This window comes from Streptomyces mexicanus, assembly GCF_902506575.1.
GTDB classification, from domain to species: domain Bacteria; phylum Actinomycetota; class Actinomycetes; order Streptomycetales; family Streptomycetaceae; genus Streptomyces; species Streptomyces mexicanus.
Genome location: NZ_LR732639.1, coordinates 1 through 7,363, shown reverse-complemented (window position 1 = coordinate 7,363; position 7,363 = coordinate 1). Strand labels below are relative to the sequence as shown.

5 protein-coding genes and 1 pseudogene are annotated in these 7,363 nt (G+C 73.3%); 5 read left to right on the top strand and 1 reads right to left on the bottom strand.

Annotation, left to right across the window (positions count from 1 at the left end):
* Nucleotides 1–39: 39 nt before the first annotated feature.
* The 4 genes and pseudogenes from GV126_RS34055 to GV126_RS34040 form a co-directional block, all read left to right on the top strand.
* Complete coding sequence (locus GV126_RS34055; RefSeq protein ID WP_159675088.1) at nt 40–1,629, top strand: hypothetical protein; 1,590 nt, start codon at nt 40–42, stop codon at nt 1,627–1,629.
* Nucleotides 1,626–3,161, top strand: coding sequence for an oligosaccharide flippase family protein (locus GV126_RS34050; RefSeq protein WP_159675086.1), 1,536 nt, complete (start codon nt 1,626–1,628; stop codon nt 3,159–3,161). The genes GV126_RS34055 and GV126_RS34050 overlap by 4 nt, the downstream gene beginning before the upstream one ends.
* A gap of 88 nt (nt 3,162–3,249) precedes the next feature.
* On the top strand, nt 3,250–4,803 hold the full coding sequence (locus GV126_RS34045; protein WP_159675084.1) for a fibronectin type III domain-containing protein: 1,554 nt from the start codon (nt 3,250–3,252) through the stop codon (nt 4,801–4,803).
* Nucleotides 4,800–5,237, top strand: a pseudogene (locus GV126_RS34040) (FAD synthase family protein); the annotation flags it as partial. The gene GV126_RS34045 and the pseudogene GV126_RS34040, both read left to right, overlap by 4 nt.
* Here GV126_RS34040 and GV126_RS34035 read toward each other — a convergent pair.
* Nucleotides 5,181–5,939 carry a CDP-alcohol phosphatidyltransferase family protein gene (locus tag GV126_RS34035; protein WP_236570366.1) on the bottom strand — a complete coding sequence of 253 codons (759 nt, stop codon included), beginning with the start codon at nt 5,937–5,939 and terminating at the stop codon, nt 5,181–5,183. The pseudogene GV126_RS34040 and the gene GV126_RS34035 sit on opposite strands and share 57 nt — an antisense overlap.
* Before the next feature lie 59 nt (nt 5,940–5,998).
* Here GV126_RS34035 and GV126_RS34030 point away from each other — a divergent pair.
* The coding region (locus tag GV126_RS34030) for a glycosyl hydrolase family 28-related protein (RefSeq protein WP_159675080.1) at nt 5,999–7,363 on the top strand (1,365 nt) is incomplete at its 3' end.

Here is a 7,363-nt window from a genome sequence, read left to right as displayed (position 1 = left end):
CACCCGCCCCGTATCGATCCCCACCACAGGAGGGCACCCGTGACCGGCCCCACTCATGTCCACGACCGGTACGACGAGCCGGACCAGCTCCGTGACCAGATCCGCCGGCTCCTGTGCCACCGCGGCGCGATCGCCCTGGGGGTCGTCCTGGGCCTGCTGGGCGGGGCCGCCCTGGCGCTCTCCCGGTCCCACACCTACACCTCCACCAGCGAAGTCCTCGTACGCTCCACCGCCGACCCCTTCGGCACGGTCAGCGTGGCCGCCGACAACCAGGTCAGCATGGGCACCGAGCAGCAGATCGCCGCCGGTGCCGCGGTCGCCGTGCGCGCGGCCCGCGCCCTGGGCCAGGCCGACGGCAAGGCGGCGGCGCTCGGCAAGGACCTGCGGATCACCAACCGGGCCAAGTCCCAGGTGCTGCGCTTCACGTTCACCGCGCGCACCCCGCAGAACGCGGCGCGCGGCGCCAACGCCTTCGCCGAGGCGTACCTGGCCGACCGCAAGGTCCGCAACGAAGCCGCGGCACAGCGGGCCGGGCGCAGCGTGCAGGAGCAGATCAAGGCGGTGCAGGCGAAGAAGAAGGACGCCGGCGACGCCGTCGAGAAGGCCCTGCAGACCGAGCTGGACGCCCTGCACCGGCGCATGGTCGAGATCAACTCCCGGGACACCGACGGCGGCGACATCGTCCGCCGCGGCGAGGTACCCGCCCGGCCCTCGGGGCCCGGCTGGACGACGCTGCTCGTCCTCGGCCTGGCGGGCGGACTCGCCCTGGGCATCCTGCTGGCCTGGCTGCGCTCCGCCCTCGACACCCGCGTCCGGTCGGCCCAGGAGGCGCGGGCCGCGCTGCGCACCCCGGGGCTCGGCCTGCTGCCCCGCGAGGCCGACGAGGACGACGCCCTGCTCCGCGTCGGTCACCGCGGCGGCGACCGCGCGCAGACCTACCGCGCCCTGGCCTACCGCCTGCACCGCACCGGGCTGTCCGCCGGCCTCGGCCGGGTCCTCGTCGTCGCCCCCCGGCACGGCGCCGCCACCGAGGAGGTCGCCGTGAACCTGGCCGCGGCCCTCGCGGAGTGCGGGGAGGAGGTACTGCTGGTGGACGCCGACCCCGGCACGCCCGCCCTCACGACCCGACTGCCCCTGCTGCCGGACGACGCCCGCACCCCGCGGGAAGCGTCCCTGCCCGAGGGGAGCCGTCTCGTCGACGCCGGTACCGCCGGGCGGTTCGCCTGCTGGTCCGGCGGCGGCACCGGTGCGCCCGCCCCCGCGGGCGGCTCGGCCGCCGTCCACCGGATGCCGACCGAGTCGGACGCGCGCACCGCGGTCGTCGTCACCCGGCCGCTCCTGGAGGACGCCGACGCCCTCGCGCTCGCCCAGCGTGCCGACGGCGTCCTGCTGGTCGCCGGCCTCGGCACCACCCGGCGCGAGGACCTGGAGCGGGCGCACGAGCTGATCGACTGCTCCGGCGGGACCGTCCTCGGCACCGTTCTCGACGCCGGGCGCCGCCAGGACCCCCTCCGCGCCGTGCAGGCCGTCCTGCGCCGCCGCCCCGGGCGCGGCCCGCAGGCGGGGCCGACCACGCCGGTCGTGGCCCTGCCCGCGCAGGACGAGACGCTCACGGTCTCCCGCGGGTGACCGCCTCGGAAGCGACCGCCGTCCCCGGGGCCGCCGCGCCCAGCGGTGTCGCCGCCGCCGCGCGGGGCGGCTGGTGGGGTGTGGCGGGTTCCGCGGTCAACGCGGTCTTCGCCTTCGTCTTCGTCGGACTGATCACCCGCGCCCTGGGGGCCCAGGGAGCGGGAGCGGTCTTCACCGGCGTGGCGCTGTTCACCGTGCTCAGCAGCACCTGCAAGCTCGGCGCCGACACCGGGCTCGTCCGCTTCGTCTCGCGCGACATCGCCGTGGGCGGCGGCCGCTCGGTGGGCGGCCTGCTGCGCGCGGCCCTCGTCCCCGCCCTGGTGGCCAGTACGGCGGCCGCCCTGCCGCTGCTGCTGTGCCCCGCGGTGGCCACCACGCTCCTGCCGCACCTGCGGCCGGCCGACGCCGTCACCCTGGTGCGGCTCTTCGGGCTGTTCCTGCCGGTCGCCACCGTCGGACTGGTCCTGCTCGGCGCCCATCAGGGCCACGGCACCGTGGTGCCGTTCGTCGGCGTGGAGCAGATCGGCAAACCCGTGCTGCGCGTGGCCATCGCCGTCCCGGTGGCCTTCTGTGCGCCCGGCATCCTCCCCTTGGCCGCGGCCTGGCTGGCGCCCGCGCCGGTCGGCACCGTGGCCGCCTGGCTGGCCCTGCGCCGCAACCGCGCCGCCCGCGGCACCGCGCACCCGGCCGTGCGTGATGCCGTTCCCTGGCGCGCCTTCTGGAGCTTCGCGGCGCCTCGTGCGCTCTCGGCCGTCTTCGACTTCAGCGCGGTGTGGATCGGCGTCATCCTGCTGTCCGCGCTGGCCACCAGCGCCGAGGCCGGTGTCTACACCGCCATCGGGCGCGTGATCACCGCGGGCACCCTGCTGCAACTCGCCCTGCGGCTGGCCGTGGCACCGCAGATCAGCCGGCTGCTCGCCGTGGGCCAGGTCGCCGACGCACGCCACCTGCACCGCGTCTCGACCTGCTGGGTGGCGCTCTTCTCCTGGCCGCTGTTCGTCCTCGTCGCCGCCTTCCCCCGCACCGTCCTGTCGGCCTTCGGCCCGGAGTTCGTCCACGGAGCGCCCGCCCTGGTGGTGCTGTGCGCGGCCGCGATGGTCAACGTCGCGGTCGGCAACGCCCAGACCGTGCTGCTGATGTCCGGCCGCAGTTCCTGGCACCTGGGCATCACCGCCGCGGCGTTCACGGTGCAGCTGACGGTCGGTCTGCTCACGGTGCCGAGGTGGGGCGTCCTCGGTGCCGCCGTGTCCTGGGGTGCGGCCATCGTCGTGGAGAACCTCTCGGCCGCCCTGCTCATCCGGCTGCGCCTGGGCTTCACCACCGTGGACCGCGGCTACACGACCGCCCTCGGCGCCGGGCTGGCCGTGGCGGCGGTGCTGGCCACCGTGCGGGCCCTGGACGGTGACACACCGTCAGGACTCGCCGCCGGAATGACCTTGGGAATGTGCCTTTTTGGTACTATTTTGTGGTGGTATCGCACGCCGCTGGGAGTGAAGGATCTCGTCGGAGTTCTGCGCCGTCGCGTCGCGTGAGCCCGGGCAAGGGCCATGCGGTCGGCGTTCGGCAGGCACCGTGTCACTCCCCGCGTGTCTCCCACACCACTGCCATCCGGGGTGTCCCTTGCGCCTGAGAAAGCTCCCGTCACGGGCGGCCACCAGCGCTGTCGCCGCCACTGTCCTGTGCTCCGCCGCCCTGCTGCGCCCCGCTCCCGCCGTGGCCGCCGCCGCACCCAGGGCGGCGTTCGCCGCACATCCGCTGACCACATGGCAGACGAACGGCATCGTCTGGTCCCTGGCCTCCGCAGGCGGTGTCGTCTACGTCGGCGGAACGTTCGACTCGGTACGGCCGTCGGGCGCGAAACCCGGCGAACGGGAGGTGCCGCGCCACAACTTCGCCGCGTTCGACGCGGTGACCGGTGCCCTGCTGCCGTGCGCGCCGTCGTTCACCGGCGGTGCGGGCACCGTCCGTGCGCTGAAGACCTCGGCGGACGGCCGGGTGCTGTACGTGGGCGGCTCCTTCAGCCGGGCCGGGGCCACCGGCGTGGCGAGCGCCGTCGCCCTGAACACGGCCGACTGCTCCCTGCGCAAGGACTTCCGGCCGGCGGTGTCCGCGACGGTCCGGGCGATCGACGTCACCGACCGGACCGTCTACCTCGGCGGCGACTTCCGCCAGGTGAACGGCCAGAGCAGACCGCGCGTCGCCGCCTTCACCGTGAAGGGCGCCCTGCTGCCCTTCCGGGCGGACGTCGACGCCCCGGTGCGGGCGCTGTCGGTGGCACCCTCGCACGGGAAGATCTACGTCGGGGGCGACTTCGACACGGTCGACGGCCGGCGGGCCCACGCCCTGGTCGCCCTGAACGCCACCAGCGGCGCGACCGTGCGCGCCTACCCGGACTGGCTGCCGGCCCGCTCCGGGGTGAAGTCCATCGCCCAGGACGGCACCCGCTTCTACGTGGCCGCCGAAGGCCACGGCGAGGGTGTCTTCGACGGCCGTATCGCGGGCCGCGTCGACGACGACCGCATGGTGTGGAAGGACACCTGCCTGGGCGCCACCCAGGCGGTCCTGCCCTATCAGGGCGTGCTCTACAGCGCCTCCCACGCCCACGACTGCGCCGAGACCCCGGGCGGGTTCCCCGAGCGTGCGGACCGGCAGCACCTGCTGGCCCAGTCGCCCGAGGACCGCAGGATCCTGCACTGGTTCCCCGACACGAACGAAGGGATCGGGGAGGGGGTGGGCCCCCGCGCGCTGACGGTAGCCCGGGGCGTGCTGTGGGTCGGCGGCGAGTTCACCCGCGTCAACGACAGCCCCCAGCAGGGCCTCACGCGCTTCGGGGCCGGCCCCGACACCGTGGCCCCTCGGACGCCCGCCCTGACGCTCTCCGCCGCCAGGCCCGGGCAGGTCACCCTGCGCTGGCAGGCCTCTTGGGACCGGGACGACGCCTCGCTCACCTATCGCCTCTACCGGGACGGCCTGCTGGTCTCCCGCCAGAGCCGGTCCTCCACCTACTGGAACCGCCCCTGGATGAGCTACACCGACTCCGTGGCCGCCGGCAGCCGTCACGAGTACCGGATCGAGGTGACGGACGGGCGCAACACCTCGCCGAAGTCCCCGCCGTTGCGGGTGACCGTCCCCGGGAAGGCGAAGGCCGCGACGGCGGATGGTGCGGCGCAGTGACCCGCATCGGATTCGCGCCCGGCGTCTACGACCTGTTCCACATCGGGCACCTCAACATCCTGCGCGAGGCCCGCCGGCACTGCGACCGCCTCATCGCCGGAGTCACCTCCGACGACCTGGTCGAGCGCCTCAAGGGCAGGCCGCCGGTCGTCCCGCTCGCCGAACGTCTGCAGATCGTCGAGAGCCTGCGCTGCGTCGACATGGCCGTCGTCGAGTCGGAGGAGGACAAGCTGAAGACGTGGGAACGGGTCGGCTTCGACGTCATCTTCAAGGGGGACGACTGGCGGGGCACGCCCAAGTGGAACGAACTGGAGCGGCGTTTCGCGAAGGTCGGCGTCGAGGTCGTCTACTTCCCGTACACCCTGCACACCTCCAGCTCATTGCTGCGCGGCTGCCTGGAGCTGCTGGCGCGGACCGGGACACCGGAGATCCCCTCGGCGCAGCTCCCGGAACCACTTGACCAGGAAGGCGGCCAGGAACAGCAGGTGGGCCGACAGCAAGGCGCAGTAGACGGCAAGGAAGACCTGCTGGCTGCCCAGGCATAGGAAGCCGAGGCAGATCACGCCGTAGTCCACCGGCAGGAGCAGCACCAGTCGCAGCGCCGACGCGGACCCCGCGGGCGCGGGGGGCGCGGTGTGCCGCTGGAGCTGCTCCGTGAGGATCCCGGCGAAGAACATCACCACAGCCACCAGCTCGAACAGCATCGGTGCCAGCAGGAAGGCCGGGTCGGGCAGCGCGAAGAACCGGTAGAACGACACCAGCACCACCAGGTGGACCGTGACGAGCTTGGCGCAGTCCAGCACATGGTCCAGCCACTCGCCGGACGGGCTGCCCGAGCGCTGCAGGCGGGCGAGCTGGCCGTCCGCCGAATCGAGGGCGAACCCCACCGCCAGGGCCGCCCAGACCCAGACGGCGAGTCCCGGACCCGGCCGCACCAGGGCCACGGCGGCCAGGGCCGGGAAGGTGAACAGCGCGCCCAGCACGGTCAGCTGATCGGGCGTCGCCCCGGCCCGGTGGGCGAGCGCGGCCAGGACGCGGCCGGCCGGACGGTTGACGAACAGGGTGTAGGCCGACACGCCCTTGGCGGGCTTCTGCGCCGTCGACATGTGCCGGAGCGTTTCGATGAACCCGGTCATTTCCCTCCTTGGCGGGGGAAGTACTCAAAAGCCCTGAAAGCGCTGGAAAGAAGGAGATTATGACAGAACGGGGTGGCTCGGCGTCCCGTGTCAGCCGTCGGCAACTTCTGCGTGGCGGTGCCTCGGCGCTGGCCACCACCGCCCTGTCCAGCACCGCCCTGTCCACCCGGGGCGCGTTCGCGGCCGCACGACCCCCGGCCCCGACGGAGACGGTGGTCAACGTGGCCGATCTGGGCGCGGTGGGCGACGGGCACACCGACGACAGCGCGGCCTTCGAGATCGCCTACGCGTTCGCCGCCGCCCGGGTCTCCGACGGAGTCGGCCGCGTGGTGATCGAGATCCCCGCCGGGGAGTTCCTCATCACCCGCCCGCACGCGCTGCTGAACGGCGTGGCCCCGCCGCGTCCCGCCAGCGGCCTGCGGTTCTCCGGCGCGGGCAGGCGCATGACCAGCCTCGTCTTCCGTCCCGCCACCGGACCGGACTCCTGTCTGTGCCGCAACGAGGACGTGTGGTCGAACCTCTCCTTCGAACGCATGCAGTTCCGCTCGGACACGCCGGGCGCCTCCTTCTTCGACTCGTACTCGACCGGACAGGCGCAGGACTACCGGTTCTTCGAGTGCGAGTGGATGGGGGAGTGGGAGTACGGACTCGTCCTGAGCGGCACGGACACCAACTCCGAGATGCGGTGGGAGGCGTGCCGGGTCGGGGGCCGGTACCGCAAGGCGTTCCTGTACTCGGGGCGGACCCGGCAGGGGCAGCAGGCACCGAACGACCAGGACCAGTTCCTCAACTACTGGTTCACCGACATGAAGGTCGAGTACGAGTGGGGCAACTTCCTGGAGTTCCCCTACGGCGGGTCCATCGCCTGCCGGGGCGGCTCGTACATCATCACGGGCAGACGACCCGAGAGCACCCCGGAGTACGGCACCACCAGCACCTTCTTCCGCTTCCCGGTCGGCCGGCACCACGACTCCGTGCAGCGCTTCCACGCCCAGGACATCCGGTTCGAGGTGCGCAACCCCGACGCGGTCGTCATCGACTGCGTGTGGAACAGCGGCACGGTCCACTTCAGCGACTGCGACGACACCGGCCTCGCCTTCAAGGACTTCTCCGCCGACGTCCGCCCGCACCGCTACACCGTGGGCCCGCGCGGACCGCTGATCCGCTACGACTCGTGTCAGCTGGTGGGCCACCACGAGTACCGGCCGGCCTCCAGCGGCTCCCTGCCGGTCCTCGCCCGCTACGACATGTGCCTGCTGCGCAGCCACACGGCGGACGACTTCGCGGTCGCCGCCGGTTGGGACCCGCTTTCCCTCGTGCCGTTTGCCCACTGCATCGGCGCCGGCTCCGCCACCGATCCGCCCCCCCCCGTCCCCCCCCCCCCTCCCCCCCCCCTCCGTTCCCCTCCCACATCCGCCTCTCCT